The organism is Mucilaginibacter sp. GW821-FHT07G05 (assembly GCF_059418565.1).
Window position 1 is genome coordinate 247,939 of sequence record NZ_JBWKQC010000003.1, and the last position, 17,060, is coordinate 264,998.

Sequence of the window (17,060 nt, forward strand, 5' to 3'; positions counted from 1 at the left end):
AAAGCAGAAAGGTAAAAGGAGAAAGCAGAAAGGCAAAAGTCGGAAAGGTTAATGACTAATGACAAAATGCCGAATGACAAAAACTTTGCGCAGCAGAGAGGGTGGTCAAGCGAAGCGATGACCGGGTGAGTTAAAATAATCGGTGAGATCACTGCCAAATCGGTGAAATCACAAAAAGAATATAATCGGTGAAATCACCACAAATCGGTGAAATCACAAAAAATAATAGAAGTAATGAACAGAATACTCAGTAACACCAAAGGAGACCGCTGGATATGGCTTATAGTCATAGTGCTTTCTATGATTTCGTTGCTGGCGGTATATAGCTCAACGGGTACTATTGCTTACAAGCATAATACCGGTGCCGAGTCGTACCTGATGAAGCACATGGCTATGGTATTTGCCGGTATCGCGCTAATGTATATTTCGCATAAACTCGATTACCGTTATTATGCCGGTATCTCAAAGTTGCTGATGATCATTACCATTCCTTTGTTGTTATATACGTTGGTATTCGGTAGCCACGTGAATGATGCAAGTCGTTGGATAGCTATCCCCGGTACGGGATTAACCTTCCAAACATCCGATTTGGCTAAGCTATCGCTCATCACTTACCTGGCACGTACCCTATCGCGCAAGCAGGAAAATATTAAGGATGTAAAGCAATCGTTCATTCCTATCATGGGTTCGGTATGTATCGTGTTCGTGCTGATCGCGCCGGCAGGTTTATCTACCGCTATAATGTTGTTCGGTGTGAGTATCCTGTTACTGATCATTGGCCGTATCAGCATCAAGCAAATTTCACTGGTGTGTTTGGCAGGTGTAATACTGTTGGCCGGTGTAATGATGTTTGGTGGTCGCCGCCAAACATACATATCACGTATAGAAGCATTCATGCACCCCGAAAAAGCCGATCCGGATAAATCATTTCAGGCAGATCACTCCAAAATTGCCATTGCAACAGGCGGGGTGTTTGGCAAAGGACCGGGTAACAGTACCGAGCGTAATTATTTGCCGCACCCGTATTCGGATTTTATATATGCTACCATTATTGAGGAGTACGGCTTTATAGGCGGCTTTGCGCTGGCGCTTATTTACCTGTTTTTGCTATACCGGTGCATCAAGATAGTAACCAAGGCACCCAAGGCGTTCGGCGCTTTGCTGGCGGCGGGTTTAAGTTTTAGTTTAACCATACAAGCCTTCGCCAATATGGCGGTCGCGGTAGGTTTAGGCCCGGTAACGGGCGTGCCCTTGCCGCTGGTAAGTATGGGTGGTACATCAATATTGTTCACCAGCTTAGCCTTTGGTATCATACTATCGGTAAGCCGCGATATTGAAGACCCGCAAAAAGTAGTAGTGGGCGAGATAAGGGAAGTAGCTGTTTAATGTGCAGATAGGCAAATGTGCCGATGTGCAAATGAAAGTATCAGTGTAATCAAAATATTGAATCGATGAAATCAGGAAAAAGAATAATCATAAGCGGTGGTGGTACAGGGGGGCATATATTCCCGGCTGTGGCTATTGCTAATGCATTAAAAAAGCTTGATCCTGCTACCGAAATATTGTTTGTGGGCGCCCTTGGCCGTATGGAGATGGAGAAGGTGCCTGCCGCGGGTTATAAAATTATAGGGTTAAGCATACAGGGCATACAACGTGGGTCGATATTGAAGAACCTCATGTTCCCTATTAAGCTGGCCAACAGTGTGCGTGCCGCGCTTAAAATTATAAAAGATTTTAAACCCGATGCGGCAGTGGGCGTGGGTGGTTACGCTTCCGGTCCGCTATTGTACGCGGCATCGTTGAAAGGCATACCAACGCTGATACAGGAACAAAACTCTTACGCGGGTATCACCAATAAATGGCTGGGTAAAAAGGCCAAAAAAATATGTGTGGCCTTTGATGGCATGGAGCAGTTTTTCCCTGCCGACAGGATACTGAAAACAGGTAACCCTATCCGCCGCGATTCGGTGAATACTGCCGGTAAGCACATGCAGGCGCTTGAACTGTTTAAATTATCGCCGCATAAAAAAACGGTATTGGTACTGGGCGGTAGCCTGGGCGCCCGTACGCTTAACAACAGTATACAAGCCGGATTAGATAAATTTATTGCTGCCGATATACAGGTAATATGGCAAACCGGTAAAACTTATTACAAAGGTATAATTGAGCAACTGGGCGAAAATTATCACCCTAACATAAAAATAACCGAGTTTTTGAACCGTATGGACCTGGCTTATGCCGCTGCCGACCTGATCATATCCCGGGCAGGCGCGGGCACTATAGCCGAACTGTGCGTGCTGAAGAAACCCGTGATACTGGTGCCTTCGCCTAACGTGGCCGAAGACCACCAAACCAAAAACGCGCTGGCATTGGTACAGGAAAACGCCGCCAAATTTGTGGCCGACCGTGATGCCGCCGAAAAACTGGTTGATAAAACAATAGAGTTGCTGAACGATAAAGAAAAACAAAAGAAATTAAGCGACAACATTGGCAAGTTGGCTATGCCCAATGCCGATGAAGTAATAGCTAAAGAAGTTATCCAAATAACAATTAACAATTAAATCAAAGGCCCTCTCCACCAAAAGCGGGGGCCTTATTTTAAAAGAGAGTAACAAATGGAATTAAGCAACATAAAACGTGTGTACCTGGTAGGTATTGGCGGCATAGGCATGAGCGGCCTTGCACGCTATTTCTGCCATTTGGGTTGCATTGTTTGCGGTTACGATAAAACGGCGACCGATCTTACTTCCGATCTGCATAACGAAGGCATACGCATCACTTTTGATGATAACGAGGGCTGCGTGCCCTTGAACTTTCATGAGCCTGATGACAGTACGCTCATTATTTATACACCGGCTATCCCTAAAGATTCGGCCATTCTTAACTTTTTTACCCGTAAGGGATTTAAACTGTTCAAGCGGTCGCAGGTGCTGGGATTGATCAGCCAAAGCAGGTTTACGGTGGCTGTAGCAGGTACACATGGCAAAACCACTACCTCATGCCTGGTAGCGCATTTGCTTAAAGCTTCGGGTATTGATTGCTCTGCGTTTTTGGGTGGCATATCATCCAACTACCAAACCAATGTACTGTTTGGCGATAGCAATATCGTGGTAGTGGAGGCCGATGAGTATGATCGTTCTTTCCTTACCCTGCACCCCGATGTGGCCATTATTACCTCAATGGACGCCGATCATCTGGATATCTACGGCGATCATTCGCAGCTGACCGAATCGTTCAACCTGTTTGCTTCGCAGATAAAGGAGGGTGGTATACTGATCCATAAACAAGGCTTACCGTTATTGGATGGTCGCACGTATTCCATCACCAATGAGGCCGATGCGGTAGCGCAAAACATCCGGATAGAAGATGGCAGTTTCTATTTCGATTTCAGGAATGGCGACACCCTGATCAGCGATATTTTGCTGGGGATAGCGGGCCTGCACAATATAGAAAATGCCGTGGCCGCGACTGAAGTAGCGCTTCGCTTAGGCGTATCGCCCGATGCGGTTAAAACAGCGCTGGCATCATTCACCGGCGTAAAACGCAGGTTCGAGTATATTGTAAAGAACGACGAGCACATTTATATAGACGACTATGCCCATCACCCCGAAGAGTTACGGGCAGCCATAGCATCGGTAAAAAAACTATACCCGGCCAAAAAGCTTACGGTGATGTTTCAGCCGCATTTGTTTACCCGCACGCGCGATTTTGCCGATGGCTTTGCCGAAGTGTTGGATATGGCTGATGAACTGCTGATGCTGGATATATACCCGGCACGCGAGCTGCCTATTGACGGTGTTGATTCTGAACTGATACTCAGTAAGATGAAATTGTGGAATAAACGGAAATGTGGAAAAGAAGAAGCCGTTGAAATAATAAAGAATGAAAAACCTGAACTACTTTTAACAGTAGGGGCAGGCGATATCGATCAGTTGGTGCAACCCTTAAAACAAGCATTGCAGCATGGATAAAAAACGCATAATTAACCGCATTCTGGTGGGTTTTGCCTGGGTAATTTGCCTGGGTGGCCTGGTGGTACTTATGGGTTTTATTGAAGTTAAAAAGGCCGAAACCGTATGCACCGGAGTAAAGGTGTACATACCCGGCAGCCAGTATTTTATAGATCAGCAGGAAGTTGATAACATTTTGCAGGTAAGCAGCCACGCGCTGGTGGGCCGTAAAATGGATGATATCAACATTCACGATCTGGAAAACAAACTGAAGGCAAATCCATTTATTGAGTTTGCCAAGGTATATACCGATATGGATGGGTTGATAAAGGTGGAGATAAGCCAGCGCCAGCCCATATTGCGCATATTGAACCGTTTCGATCAGGATTTTTATGTTGATCAGCACGGGCTTAAAATGCCGCTGTCGCGCAATTTTACCGCGCGGGTACTGGCGGCCAATGGTTACATCGATGAGCTGTTCTCAAACCGGGTTGATACCCTGCACACAAACCTGGCGATGTCGCTGTACAAAACAGCCGACTTCATCAGGCGCGATTCGTTGTGGGATGCGCAGATAGCGCAAATCTACGTGAACCAGGACCGTGAGATTGAACTGATACCGCGCGTAGGCAACCAGCGCATATTGCTGGGCGATGCCGATTCGCTGGAAGTAAGGTTTAAGAACCTGCTGGTATTTTATAAGCAGGCGCTGCCAAAAGTAGGATGGGATAAATACAAAACCATCAACATTAAATATGCCGATCAGGTAATAGGCATTAAAACAGATTCGGTAGTTAAAAGCGCCGGTACTGTTAAACCTGATACAACAAAAGTCAAAAAAGATACATCTCAAATAAAGCAACAATAAAATGGACAAAGGTTTATCACAAGAAAAAAGTTCGCCAATCGTAGTAGGATTGGATATCGGGACTACTAAAATATGCGCCATTGTTGGCCGCCGCAGCAAAAACGGTAAAATTGAGGTATTAGGTACGGGTAAAGCGGAATCTGCCGGTGTAACGCGCGGTATGGTTTCAAATATTGATAAAACAGTACAGGGTATTACGCAGGCGGTTGATATAGCGGGAACACAATCTAATGTTGAGATAAGGATTGTGAATGTAGGTATTGCCGGTCAGCATATAAAAAGCTTGCAGCACCGTGGTTTGATAACCCGCCGCGATCTGCAAAGCGAAATATCCCGCAAGGATATCGATAAGCTGATAGAAGATATGTACAACCTGGTAATGCCTCCGGGCGAGGAGATCATCCACGTATTGCCGCAGGAGTTTACGGTTGATAACGAGCCGGGCGTAAAAGACCCTATTGGTATGGCAGGTGTTAGGCTCGAAGCCAACTTCCATATTATATCGGGCCAGGTTACGGCTATCAAAAATATTGTTAAATGTGTTAACAAAGCGCATCTGGAAAGCCAGGAGCTGATACTGGAGCCGTTGGCATCATCTGAATCGGTATTAAGCGATGAGGAAAAAGAAGCCGGTGTGGTATTGGTAGATATTGGTGGTGGTACTACCGATGTGGCCATCTTCCACGAAGGTATCATTCGTCACACGGCCGTTATTCCATTTGGCGGTAACAGTGTAACCGAGGATATCAGGGAAGGTTGTTCAGTAATGCGTAACATTGCCGAGCAGTTGAAAGTGCGTTTTGGCTCTGCTTTAGCCGACGAGAACAAAGAGAACGAAATTGTATGCGTACCGGGCTTACGTGGCCGCGAGCCAAAAGAGATCTCCGTTAAAAACCTGGCCTACGTAATACAGGCCCGTATGGAAGAGATCATTGAGCACGTATACTACGAAATAAAATCATCAGGCTACGAAAAGAAACTGATAGCAGGTATAGTGATCACCGGTGGTGGCGCGCAGCTGAAACACTTAACCCAGCTGGTAGAGTACGTAACAGGCCTTGATTGCCGCGTGGGGTACCCTAACGAGCATTTGGCTAAAAACGAGGTGTTGCCTAAAAATGTGTACGAAGAGCTGCAAAGCCCAACGTTTGCAACAGGTATTGGTTTGCTGATAAAAGGTATCCAGAAAATGGAATACAACAACATTACACACACCGCGCCCGAGGCCAAGCCCGAGAAAGTTAAGTTTGCCTCTGAGGATAAGAAATACGGCCTTTTCAGCAAGATATTAGAGAGTGGTAAGAAGTTTATTAAGGATGACATTAAGGATGAGGATTTCCTGAAGTAATTGTTCACAAACGATAATTTTTCCACAATATTGACAATTGTGGAAAAACATTGTTGAAAAAAGTATAATATTACATTAGCGAAATCTAACTGATCGTTAAGTCACATTTAACTGAAAACAAGGAATATGCAGTTTGAGATGTTAAAAGAAAAGTCGTCTATCATCAAAGTAATTGGTGTTGGCGGCGGCGGGGGAAACGCGGTAAACCACATGTACAGGCAGGGTATTACCGGTGTAGACTTCATAATTTGCAATACCGATGCGCAGGCGCTTGAGTTAAGCCCTATACCAAATAAAGTACAATTAGGTGCAAGTTTAACCGAAGGTATGGGCGCGGGCTCAATACCCGAAGTAGGTAAAAACTCTGCTATCGAAAATATCGATGATATTAAGCAAATGCTTGGTACAAACACCAAAATGCTGTTCATTACGGCAGGTATGGGTGGCGGTACCGGTACAGGCGCAAGCCCTATAATTGCCAAGGCAGCACGCGAACTGGATATATTAACTGTAGGTATAATTACCACCCCGTTCTCATTTGAAGGCAAACGCCGTAAAATGCAGGCCGAAGAGGGTATGGGCGAACTGCAAAAATATGTTGACTCTTACCTGGTAATATCAAACGACAGGCTTCGCCAGATCTTTGGTAACTTAACCTTAGGATCGGCATTCGCGCAGGCCGATAATATTTTGACCACTGCCGCAAAAGGCATTGCCGAAATTATTACACTGCCGGGTTATATCAACGTTGACTTTAAAGACGTACGCACTGTTATGAAAGACAGCGGCGTATCTATAATGGGTAGCTGCTCTGCCGAAGGCGAGAACCGTGCCCTTAAAGCGGTGGAAGGCGCTTTGGCATCGCCGTTATTGAAAGATAACGAGATTGAAGGCGCACGTTACATCCTGCTTAACATCAGCTCGGGCGATAAAGAGGTTACCATGGATGAGGTAAGTATTATTACCGATTACATACAGGAAGAAGCGGGCCTTGCTGCCGACCTGATTTGGGGTAACTGTAAAGATGATAATTTGGGTGATAAGCTATCGGTTACCATCATAGCTACAGGTTTCCAAACTAAAGATGAGCGCGAGAAAGAGATCAGCAACAAGAAAGTAGTTTCTATGCTGATGCCTGACAATGAGCCTTTGGTAAAACCGGTTAATGAGTTTATTAACCCGGTTAAAGCTGATGCCGTTGCCGAGCCTTACATGAAAGCTAACGCCGAGCCTAAACAAACAGGATTGTTTGATTTGTTTGGTACCCGTACCGAAGAGAGCCAGGGCGTGGTTAGGCATACGCTTAGCCCCGAAGAGCCTTCAGCATCTGCCGAGCCTGATACTGCCGACTTTACTTTTAAGGTAACAGAATCAGTAATGCAGTTTGAGCCCGTAGCGCCACGTGCCCCGGAGCCCGAGCCTGAACCGGAGCCAATACCCGTTGTTGGTGCTGATGACAATAAAACAGATGAATCAATGGAAGAGCAATTGCGCAAATCGCGCGAGCGTATTATGCGCTTGAAAGATTTGAGCATGAAGCTTAGGGCTGGTAATATACAGGAGTTGGAAAATGTACCGGCATACAGGCGTAAAGAGATAGCGTTGCAGCAAACACCTGCATCTGACGAAAGCCAGATTTCGCGTTTCTCATTATTGCCTGATGATCAGGGCAAAACCGAGATCAGGAACAACAACTCGTTCCTGCATGATAATGTAGACTAACATCCAAACCCAAAACTTATATCCTTTAGCCCTTGCAAAAAAACATTGCAGGGGCTTTTTAGTTATACGTACATAAGTAAGCTATATTTGTATAGTATTATTAAACATAACAATTTGTTGTAAGCTTAACCTGCTATACCACTAACGGGTTGCCCCAGGCCTGCTGCAAGTATTATAATTACACACTACGTTGGATCTATTCGATAAAATCACCAAAAGCATGGGCGGGCCAATCGGTCAGCACCAAAAATGGTCGCACGGCTATTTCTCATTCCCTAAACTGGAGGGCAGTATCGGTCCTCACATGAATTTTAACGGCAAACCACATATAGTTTGGAGCCTCAATAACTACCTCGGTCTTGCCGATCATCCCGAAGTACGACAGGCCGACGCGCAAGCCGCTGCCGATTATGGCATGGCTTACCCGATGGGTGCCCGCATGATGTCGGGCAATACCATTCACCACGAAGAACTGGAAAAGGACCTGGCTGCTTTTGTAGGCAAAAAGGCTGCCTTTTTACTTAACTACGGCTACCAGGGCATGGTATCGATAATTGACGCGCTGGTTGATCGTAACGACGTAATCGTATACGATGCCGAAGCGCATGCCTGCATTATTGATGGTGTACGCCTGCATATAGGTAAACGCTTTGTTTACCAGCATAACGATATTGATAGCTGCGAAAAGCAACTGGAAAGGGCATCGCGCATAGTAGCCCAAACCGGCGGCGCCATACTGGTTATTACCGAAGGTGTTTTTGGGATGACGGGTACGCAGGGTAAGCTGAAAGAGATAGTAAAACTAAAGGATAAATATACCTTCAGGTTATTGGTTGATGATGCGCACGGCCTGGGTACCATGGGTGAAACCGGTGCCGGTACGCACGAGCACCAAAACTGTGTTGACGGTGTTGATGTTTACTTCGGCACCTTTGCCAAATCAATGGCCGGCATAGGCGCTTTTGTGGCTTCAGATAAGCAGATCATCGATTACCTGCGTTACAATATGCGCTCGCAAACTTTTGCCAAGGCCTTGCCTATGCCAATGGTGCTGGGCCTGCGTAAACGCTTCGAGCTGCTGCGTTCGCAACCGCAACTGCGTGAGCAATTATGGCAGGTAGCTTTAACGCTGCAAAAGGGCCTTAAAGAGCGCGGTTTCGACATTGGTAACACCAATACCATGGTTACCCCGGTTTATCTTAAAGGCGACCTTTACGAGGCCACCTCCCTAACCCGCGACCTGCGCGAAAACTACGGTATATTCTGCTCTATTGTCATCTACCCGGTGGTGCCAAAAGGCTTGATCATACTGCGATTAATACCTACTGCGGTACACAGTATGGAAGATGTACAACATACGCTGGATGCCTATACCGAAATGGGCGAGAAGCTAAAAGCCGGGTTGTATAAAGAGCAAAACGTAGCATAGCAAAATACCCCTCAAAAATTACGTAGCGGCTTTTAAATGTATGATGTATCTACATTTAAAGGTGTGTTTTTGTGCGGATGAAATTGTTTTCCACATTGCTTAATTTGAGGTGTTTATGTGGGCTTTTAATAATTGGGATGAGCGGCCAACTATATGAATTATTAAGTAAAATCTACTTATAAGTATATACAAGCCACTTATAGGCTTAATTGTGGAAAAAAATAGGTGTTTAAAGTTGTTTTTGTGTCATAAAAATTTTTTTTTGATTAAAAACAATTTTAGATTAGCTTTTAGTAAAACAATTAAACTCATCAATTTTAAAGGAGTAACCTAAATGAAAAAATTTAACGAAGTAAAAGAGCTTGTTGCATCGCTGGAAGCGGATGCCGACAAGTTTTACACAAAAGGCAACAGCGCTGCGGGAACACGTTTGCGTAAAGGTTTGCAAGATCTTAAAAACTTAGCTCAAGCTATCCGTTTGGAAGTTCAGGAGACTAAAAATACCGGAGCTTAACTCATAGATATTTTTAAAAACTGACCAAAAAGAAAACCCGTCCTTTCTCACAGAGGACGGGTTTTCTTTTTATAATTTACCGGGATGCTTATCCCTTTATTTTGTCGGTTTCTTTAATTATGAGGTCGGCAGTTTTGCTGCTTACCTGTACCAGCGGTAACCTTACTGTATCACCGCATACACCTAAATGTTTCAGTGCGGTTTTAACACCTGCCGGGTTGCCCTCTACAAACATTAATCGGGTAAAATCTACCAGGCTGAAGTGGCCTTTTTGCGCGGTTTTAAAATCGCCTTGCAGGCTTTGGCGTACCATATCCGAAAACTGGCGTGGGAACGCGTTGCCGATCACCGAAATGACCCCTGCCGCACCCATAGCCACCATTGGTAAGGTAACCGGGTCATCACCTGAGATGAACAGGAAATCCTCCGGCTTATCGCGCAGTATTTGGTTAAACTGATCAAAGTTGCCCGATGCTTCTTTAATACCGATGATGTTCTTAATATCATTAGCCAGCCTGATGGTAGTTTCGGGGCTGATGTTGCTGCCTGTACGGCCCGGCACATTGTACAATAACACAGGCAATGGTGCAGCCTCTGCAATGGCTTTATAGTGCTGGTAAATGCCTTCCTGGGTTGGCTTATTATAGTATGGGCTTGCCGATAGTATGGCATCGTAGCCTGTAGTATCAAACTCTTTTACCTGTTCAACTATTTCGGCGGTATTATTACCGCCAATGCCTGCTACCAATGGCAAGCGGCCGTTAACAGTTTCGGCAGTAAACTTAAATATCTTCTTCTTCTCGTCCTTATTTAACGTAACACTCTCACCAGTTGTACCTAACGATACGAGGTATTCCACCCCGCCGTCTATCAAATATTCAATCAGGTTTTTTAGCCCGTCAAAATCAACCTGCCCGTCCGCCTGAAAAGGAGTGACTAAAGCAACCCCTGTTCCGAAAAATTTATTCATGTTTACTTTTAAAAGCTGCTAAGATAGTAATTTGACAATTCTGCCGAATGTGTAAAAGGTAATTTTTTGTTTTAGGTTGTGTGAGAGTTGCAGGTTGTGTGTTGTAAGTTGTAGGTGTAAAGGTACTGCAAACTATAGACGCGGAATTTACAACTCGTTCAAATACTTACAACACACAACCTACAACTAATGAAATAACTTACAACAAAAGATTCAATAGCTCCGCGTCACTAATGATCGGGATATTTAGTTTGTTGGCTTTTTCGAGTTTGGCGGGGCCCATATTGTCGCCTGCTACCAGGTAATTGAGTTTGGCCGATATGCTGCTGAGGATCTTGCCGCCATTTTGTTCAATAATGTCCTTCAGCTCATCGCGCGAGTAGGTTTCAAATACACCCGATATGATGAAGCTCTTTCCGGCCAGTTTATCGCTGGCGAGTTGCAGCTCCTTTTCTTCGGTAACAAAGTTTAAGCCGTAGGCCTTTAGCTTCTCAATCTCTTCGCGGTGAACTTCTCCGCTAAAGTATTCTATGAGGCTTAGTGCTATACGGTCGCCAATTTCATCTGCCGTAATTAATTCATCATAAGCGGCGGTAGCCAGCCTGTCGATATTTTTAAAATGCGCCGCCAGTTTTTTGGCCACGGTTTCGCCCACGTAGCGTATGCCCAAACCAAACAATACTTTTTCGAAAGGCATCTGCTTTGATTTTTCAATACCATCCAGCATGTTATTGATCGATTTTTCGCCGAAACGACCGAGCTGTTTTAATTCATCGGCACGCTCATATAGCTTGTAGATATCGCTGATGTGGCTGATAAAACCGCGCTGATACAAAGTTTCTATAGTTTCATCGCCCAGGCCATCAATATCCATTGCCTTGCGGCCTATGAAGTGCTGCATCTTGCCTACTATCTGCGGCGGGCAACCTTCATCATTAGGGCAGTAATAAGCGGCTTCGCCCTCCTTGCGCTCTAACAGGGTATTGCACGCCGGGCAGTGGGTTATATATTTAACAGGCTGCGCGTCGGGCTTGCGTTTATCTAAATTTACACTGATGATCTTCGGAATGATCTCGCCGCCTTTTTCAACAAACACCCAATCGTGTTCGTGCAATTGCAAGCGAAGCTCAATTTCATCGGCATTATGCAACGTGGCTCGTTTAACGGTAGTGCCGGCCAGCAGCACGGGTTTCAAATTGGCAACCGGGGTAACCGCCCCTGTACGACCAACCTGATAGGTTACCGCCTGCAATTCGGTTTCCACACGTTCGGCCTTAAATTTATAGGATATGGCCCAGCGCGGCGATTTGGCCGTAAAGCCAAGTTCCTGCTGCTGCGAATAATTGTTCACCTTAATTACAATGCCGTCGATATCGTAACTCAACCCGAAACGTTCCTTATCCCACTCATTAATAAATTCGAGCACCTCGGTAATATTACCGCATAGTTTGCTGTGGTTATCTATATGAAAGCCCCAGCTTTTTACGGCCTGTAAGCTTTCCCAATGTGTTTTAAAAAGGGTTTTATCGGTGTATAATCCGTACAAAAAGCAATCCAGCGGACGCTTGGCCACCTCTGCCGAGTCCTGCATTTTTATAGTGCCCGATGCAAAGTTGCGTGGGTTAGCGTAAGGTACTTCGCCGTTCTCCATGCGCTCGTCGTTCAGGCGTTCAAAAGCCTTGCGGTGCATAAAAACCTCGCCACGTATCTCAAATAGTTCGGGATAATCGCCTTTGTGCAGGTGCTTGGGTATGGTGTTGATGGTTCGTACATTGGTGGTTACGTCATCGCCCTGCACGCCATCGCCCCGGGTTACCGCGCGTGCCAGATTGCCGCCCTCGTAGGTGAGGCTCATCGATAACCCGTCGAACTTAAGCTCGCAAACATATTCAAAGTTGTCGCCAATGGCCTTGCGGATCCGCTGATCAAAATCAATCAGTTCCTGCTCGTTATAGGTATTGCCTAACGATAGCATGGGCCATTTGTGCCTCACGTTCACAAACTCTTTGGTTACCTCGCCGCCAACCTGTTGCGTGGGCGAATTAGGATCGGCAAACTCGGGGTATTGCTTTTCCAGTTCGGCCAGTTGCTTTAATTTATGGTCGAAATCATAATCGGCAATGGTAGGCATGGCCAGCACATAATAGTTGTAGTTGTGCTGTTTAAGTTCGGCAGTAAGGTCTGCAATTTGTTTTTGAGCTTCGGTGGACGACATAGCAACGAAGATAGGAATTTACCAAATCACTGCGCAAGGGATATAAAAAAGCCTCCCCTGTTAATGTATCAATTAGCAGGGGAGGCTTCAGTTATATAATAGCTACCTTATTTACTTTTGCGCGTATTTCGCAATAAACGGATCGGTATTAATATTGCAGCACGTTACTAAATTGTGAACTCCTTCACCAGGATCAGCATCTTGTTGTGTGCCATATACATTACCAGACATCAGGATATTAAAATTATTATCAATAGCAAATGAGCCATAGATAATAATTTTCTTTGCATATACACATTTGCCATCGGTATTGTATTTAGCTATAAAATTATCGGTAACCTCCGGACGATTACTTGTTAATACTTTATTGTTATTAAAATCAGCAGTTCCTTTAAAAAAGCCCGACATATATAAGTTACCTGTAAAATCTGTTGTAATATAGTACAATTGTATACTCTGTGTATCTGGTGTTGCGGGTGCGGCAATTTGGGTATCTAATACTTTAGTGCCGTTTGCGGTGTATTTTGTTATGGAAATTTTTTGCCATGTTTCGTCTCTTGCACAAACAAAAAAATCGCCATTAGGCAGTATATTCAACAAGGGATAACGAGATGACCCGGGCTGCTTTTTTAGCGTATACAATTTCTGGCCCGAACTGCCAAATTTAATGACAGCATTAAAGTCTTTATCTGTTTGTGAGTTTTCCGGTAAGGTTTCGTTATAGAATGACCCTGACGTATAGATATTTCCTGTAGCGTCAAACGTTACTGAAAAGGCCGTGTTTGTTGTGATGGCAATTTTTTTTGCGAATACAAAGTGCCCGTTAGGGTTTAGCTTCAACATATAACTGCCTGCATTTGAAAGTGCCGCGGTTGAATCTGCAGGGTCAAAGTATACATCGCCTATGCTTTGTGCTGCAATTATGCTGTTTCCGTTGGCATCCACTGCTATTGAAAATGCATGATCGCTTTCATCATTTCCAATGTTTTTACTGAAAATATAATTTCCGGAGGAAGTGTATGCTGCAACGAATGCATCATCGTATTCGCCATGTAAATTAAGTACATGCTCGCCCGATCCGCCATCCATGTCAGCTGTCGGGCCGTTAACAGTGCCCGTTATATAAATGTTGCCGGCTGCATTAACAACCATACCGCTCACATAATCATAACCGGCTCCACCTATGTTTTTTGCGAATATAAATTTGCCCGTTGGATCATATTTGGCGAAGAAGATATCCGAACCGCCTTTACACGTTATTTGATGTACGCCCGGGCCGGGTTCAAAATCGGCGGTGTATTCAAATCCTCCGGCTACGTATAAATTTCCGGCTGCATCGGTGCAGGTAAAACGGTTAAAAGTTAACGAACCTGCCGAAAACTCTTTGGCCCAGGTATAAATAAAGTCTTGTTGTGTTTCTACAGGATCGGTAGGTGTTGGATCTTCTGTAGTAGGTTTCTTTTTGCAAGCGCAAACCGCTATGGCCAATAATATGGCCAGCGTTGGTAGTTTAAAATTCATTTGTGATAAAGTTATAATGCTTTAAAAATACTAATTATTGCCAATACGGTATCAAACTCGCGTGTTAAATTATCTGCATCAATTTTTGTACAGAATGCCATACAAAAAGGTGTAGTGCATTCTGTTCACTCGGCTTTAATTAAATAATAATTTTTAAAATATAAATAAATTAATCTTAAGGCAACCGTGTGTGACGGTGTAATGACAATAATGGCATCATAATTGATTTTTGTGGACTATTTATTCATCTATACACTTTATCTTTTTATGAAAAAACTTATTCTCTTAGCAATATTAACCGTAGCGTTATCAGCAACAAACACCTTCGCGCAATCGAGCTATAAAACCGCTTTAGGTTTGGGTATTGATTTTGGCGACGGTTCAACCCTTGTAGGTCCAAGTGTAAAACACTTTTTCAATTCGCACGATGTAATACAGGGCGACCTGTTATTTGGTAATGATGCTACCTGGATCGGTGGTTTTTACCAGTATCATCAATCGTTTAAAGAAGCCAGCGAACTAAAATGGTATTTAGGCGTTGGTCCGCAGGTGGCTTTGTACGATGGAGGTTCAACCTTCTTTTTACGCCCTGTGGGTGGTTTAGATTATAAGATACCATCTGCACCGTTAAGCATCACCTTTGACTGGCGCCCGGCTATACAATTGAGCGATGGTTCTGATTTTGAGCCTGCCCGTTTTGGCCTTGGCTTCCGTTACGCTTTCAAATAATACGACCTTACATCTACCAACCTATATTGGCTGCCCAAAACGGGTGGCCTTTTTGTTTTATCCGGTAATAATTTTCAGCGGACTGATCTTGCGCATGCGGTAACAATTCATGGCAGTTTCGCCCAGCTGGGCTATCAGCTTGTAATTGGCGATAGCACCCACAGCGGCACCTATAACAGGTATTAGCTGCGCCATTTTGGCGAGGTCTATATAATCCCGGTATTCCTGCTGAAAGGTACGCCAATCAAACTCCTGAACATCATCGGGCAATGATTTGCTGTAACCCTGCCAACCTTCCATCAGCCTATATACCTCGTTACGGTTTTGCTGACTGGAAAAGGCGAGTTGAAAAATGTAGAGGATATACAGGCGTTCCTTATAATCCATCACATCGTACCCGTAAAGCGCGGCAATATCAAAAAGCAGTTTTATTTTAATGCCTATCAGCACCGGGAAATCGGCCAGGCCAAGCAATATACCGCCCGCTCCTGTAACGGCACCTTCCACAGTGGCTGTGTTTTGGTAAAAGCTTATTTTTTCTTTTATGTATGCTTCGCGAAGCTGGAGGGAAGCATCCTCCCGTGGTTCGGCAGTGGTGTGCTTAGCACCGAATAACACGCCTTTTACCATTTTTTCGATAGCTACGGTAATGGCATTATGCACCTTTTCGGGTATAAAACTGTTGATCTTATTTTGAACGGCACGGGCAATACGGTTGCCCGCAGATGGCTTTTTTTGCATTTTATGCTGCCAAAACTGTAGCTGTATATAAGCCTGTTGCTCGTACCCCGTCATTTACTGCTGTTTGCTTTGTAATATAAGTATAACTGATCAATATTGACTCACCCCGACATCGCTTCGCTTGTCGACCCTCTCTACGCAAGCGTAAAGAGGGTTTTACAAATTAATTTTTTATCTTTTCATCCCTCCCTCTTTGCGCAGCAGAGAGGGTGGTCCAGCGAAGCGTAGACCGGGTGAGTTAGCTATGCGATTTGCTTTGCCACAGGAACCGTTCTTAACTTTTTTCTTATCCCACACTAAAAAACAACAGCGGGCTATAAAAGTTTATAGCCCGCCGGTTGATATGTACAAGATTTAGGTGGAGGGTTGCTTATTTGCCAAATACGTAAAAAATTGACAACGACAGGTTATCCATAAAACGTAAGCTAAATGTATTGCTGCTTCCGGGTGTGTTAGTTTGTTTAAGCTTTTGGTGTACATAGGTAATGTCACCTAAATTAGCGGCTAAACCAATATTATTAGCCGGGTAATAAACAAAATCGAGATTTATACCACCTCTGTAAGTATTTGATTTGTAAGATGAATTGTAAATAGCATCAGCATTGGTTGTATTGCTTTTATCATGCATGTAGGTAAAGTATGGCCCTGTGCGTATGCCTATTTTATTATCATACAAAAAGTATTTGCGTATAAAAACAGAAGCCGATATGCCTTTATTTATCAGCTTAGATGTGGTAGAAGCTGTGTTTTTTATTGCTGTATTAGCGTAGTTATATCCTAATGAGGTACCTATGTCTAATTTATCGGCAATAAAATAGCTATAGCTGGGGCTAATGTTATACGATGTTCCTTTGGTTTTGCTGTCGTAACCTTCGGTAGTATATGTTGTGGTATTAATACCAAATGATGCGCCCAGGTTTTGACTGCCTTTTTCCGTTTGCGCGCTTGCGTTTTTAAAGGCAATAAAACAGAGTACAAGCGCTACAATATGTTTGTTCATGTTAATATGTATTAGGTTGACTAAGATGTTAGGAGATAGGATGTAGGGCGAAT

Annotated in this window: 14 protein-coding genes; 9 read left to right on the forward strand and 5 right to left on the reverse strand. The window is 44.3% G+C overall.

What is annotated here, in order from left to right; all coding sequences use genetic code 11:
- Positions 1–234 precede the first annotated feature (234 nt).
- From AC07NA_RS09230 to AC07NA_RS09265, 8 genes are all read left to right on the forward strand, one after another.
- Complete coding sequence (locus AC07NA_RS09230) at positions 235–1,386, forward strand: FtsW/RodA/SpoVE family cell cycle protein (RefSeq protein ID WP_494897313.1); 1,152 nt, start codon at positions 235–237, stop codon at positions 1,384–1,386.
- Between the two features lie 65 nt (positions 1,387–1,451).
- Positions 1,452–2,561 (forward strand): undecaprenyldiphospho-muramoylpentapeptide beta-N-acetylglucosaminyltransferase, encoded by a 1,110-nt coding sequence (gene murG, locus AC07NA_RS09235; RefSeq protein WP_494897314.1) that lies wholly within the window; start codon positions 1,452–1,454, stop codon positions 2,559–2,561.
- A 54-nt stretch (positions 2,562–2,615) separates the two neighbouring features.
- Positions 2,616–3,971, forward strand: a complete 1,356-nt coding sequence (murC, locus tag AC07NA_RS09240; RefSeq protein ID WP_494897315.1) for a UDP-N-acetylmuramate--L-alanine ligase — start codon at positions 2,616–2,618, stop codon at positions 3,969–3,971.
- The gene (locus AC07NA_RS09245; RefSeq protein ID WP_494897316.1) at positions 3,964–4,818 is read left to right on the forward strand and encodes a cell division protein FtsQ/DivIB; all 855 of its coding nucleotides are present in this window, start codon (positions 3,964–3,966) and stop codon (positions 4,816–4,818) included. The genes murC and AC07NA_RS09245 overlap by 8 nt, the downstream gene beginning before the upstream one ends.
- A 1-nt stretch (position 4,819) precedes the next feature.
- The gene (ftsA, locus tag AC07NA_RS09250) at positions 4,820–6,166 is read left to right on the forward strand and encodes a cell division protein FtsA (RefSeq protein ID WP_345212120.1); all 1,347 of its coding nucleotides are present in this window, start codon (positions 4,820–4,822) and stop codon (positions 6,164–6,166) included.
- Between the two features lie 126 nt (positions 6,167–6,292).
- Positions 6,293–7,888: a cell division protein FtsZ gene (ftsZ, locus tag AC07NA_RS09255; RefSeq protein ID WP_494897317.1), complete on the forward strand. Its 1,596-nt coding sequence runs from the start codon at positions 6,293–6,295 to the stop codon at positions 7,886–7,888.
- Between the two features lie 190 nt (positions 7,889–8,078).
- Positions 8,079–9,317: an aminotransferase class I/II-fold pyridoxal phosphate-dependent enzyme gene (locus AC07NA_RS09260; RefSeq protein WP_494897318.1), complete on the forward strand. Its 1,239-nt coding sequence runs from the start codon at positions 8,079–8,081 to the stop codon at positions 9,315–9,317.
- A gap of 334 nt (positions 9,318–9,651) precedes the next feature.
- Positions 9,652–9,831 (forward strand): BF3379 family histone-like protein, encoded by a 180-nt coding sequence (locus tag AC07NA_RS09265; protein WP_345212117.1) that lies wholly within the window; start codon positions 9,652–9,654, stop codon positions 9,829–9,831.
- Positions 9,832–9,919: 88 nt separating this feature from the next.
- On the opposite strand, the gene dapA is transcribed toward AC07NA_RS09265, so the two are convergent.
- The 3 genes from dapA to AC07NA_RS09280 form a co-directional block, all read right to left on the reverse strand.
- Positions 9,920–10,801 carry a 4-hydroxy-tetrahydrodipicolinate synthase gene (gene dapA, locus AC07NA_RS09270; RefSeq protein WP_494897319.1) on the reverse strand — a complete coding sequence of 294 codons (882 nt, stop codon included), beginning with the start codon at positions 10,799–10,801 and terminating at the stop codon, positions 9,920–9,922.
- A 199-nt stretch (positions 10,802–11,000) separates the two neighbouring features.
- Entirely contained in the window at positions 11,001–13,016 is a 2,016-nt protein-coding gene (gene ligA / locus AC07NA_RS09275; protein ID WP_494897320.1) for an NAD-dependent DNA ligase LigA, read from the reverse strand.
- A gap of 111 nt (positions 13,017–13,127) precedes the next feature.
- Positions 13,128–14,537, reverse strand: coding sequence for an NHL repeat-containing protein (locus AC07NA_RS09280; RefSeq protein WP_494897321.1), 1,410 nt, complete (start codon positions 14,535–14,537; stop codon positions 13,128–13,130).
- 267 nt (positions 14,538–14,804) lie between these two features.
- Here AC07NA_RS09280 and AC07NA_RS09285 point away from each other — a divergent pair, with 267 nt between their 5' ends.
- Complete coding sequence (locus AC07NA_RS09285; RefSeq protein ID WP_494897322.1) at positions 14,805–15,266, forward strand: hypothetical protein; 462 nt, start codon at positions 14,805–14,807, stop codon at positions 15,264–15,266.
- Positions 15,267–15,323: 57 nt separating this feature from the next.
- On the opposite strand, the gene AC07NA_RS09290 is transcribed toward AC07NA_RS09285, so the two are convergent.
- Positions 15,324–16,061 carry an EcsC family protein gene (locus tag AC07NA_RS09290; protein ID WP_494897323.1) on the reverse strand — a complete coding sequence of 246 codons (738 nt, stop codon included), beginning with the start codon at positions 16,059–16,061 and terminating at the stop codon, positions 15,324–15,326.
- 316 nt (positions 16,062–16,377) lie between these two features.
- A complete protein-coding gene (locus AC07NA_RS09295; protein ID WP_494897324.1) occupies positions 16,378–17,007 on the reverse strand; it encodes a hypothetical protein in 630 nt (209 codons plus the stop codon).
- Positions 17,008–17,060 lie beyond the last annotated feature (53 nt).